The sequence below is a fragment of the Actinomadura sp. KC216 genome (assembly GCF_004348535.1).
GTDB lineage: Bacteria > Actinomycetota > Actinomycetes > Streptosporangiales > Streptosporangiaceae > Spirillospora.
Window position 1 is genome coordinate 1 of the sequence record NZ_SMJX01000652.1, and the last position, 940, is coordinate 940.

The 940-nt window shown below is 64.1% G+C and carries 1 protein-coding gene; it reads right to left on the reverse strand.

Annotated features, from left to right (window positions below; genetic code table 11):
* A partial coding sequence (locus E1264_RS42805; RefSeq protein WP_243711529.1) for an alpha-amylase family glycosyl hydrolase occupies window positions 1-940 on the reverse strand: 940 nt, incomplete at both ends.

Below are 940 nucleotides of genomic sequence, written 5' to 3' on the forward strand. Positions count from 1 at the left end.
AGTTCGACGTAGGCGCCGACGCCGAAGACGGGGTGGCGTTGGCGGATTTCGATCATTTTGCGGGTCCAGTGGAGCAGGGAGCCGGGGTTGTTGGCTTGGGCTTCGACGTTGACGGCTTGGTAGCCGTAGATGGGGTCCATGATGAGGGGGAGGTAGAGGCGGGCGGGGTCGCAGGTGGAGAAGCCGGCGTTGCGGTCGGGGGTCCATTGCATGGGGGTGCGGACGGCGTCGCGGTCGCCGAGCCAGATGTTGTCGCCCATGCCGATTTCGTCGCCGTAGTACAGGACGGGTGAGCCGGGGAGGGACAGGAGGAGGGCGGTGAAGAGTTCGAGTTGGTTGCGGTCGTTGTCCAGGAGGGGGGCCAGGCGGCGGCGGATGCCGATGTTGGCTTTCATGCGGGGGTCTTTGGCGTATTCGGTGTACATGTAGTCGCGTTCTTCGTCGGTGACCATCTCCAGGGTGAGTTCGTCGTGGTTGCGGAGGAAGATGCCCCATTGGCAGTTGTCGGGGATTTTGGGGGTTTGGGCCATGATTTCGGAGATGGGGTAGCGTTGTTCGCGGCGGACGGCCATGAAGATGCGGGGCATGACGGGGAAGTGGAAGGCCATGTGGCATTCGTCGCCGCCCTGGGCGGGGTCGCCGAAGTATTCGACGACGTCGGCGGGCCATTGGTTGGCTTCGGCGAGCAGGACGCGGTCGGGGTAGAGGCGGTCGATTTCGGCGCGGACGCGTTTGAGGTAGGTGTGGGTTTCGGGGAGGTTTTCGCAGTTGGTGCCTTCGCGGGCGTAGAGGTAGGGGACGGCGTCGAGGCGGAAGCCGTCGATGCCGAGGTCGAGCCAGAAGCGGAGGTTTTCGAGCATGGCGTCTTGGACGTGGGGGTTGTCGTAGTTGAGGTCGGGTTGGTGGGAGAAGAAGCGGTGCCAGTAGTACTGGCCGCGGA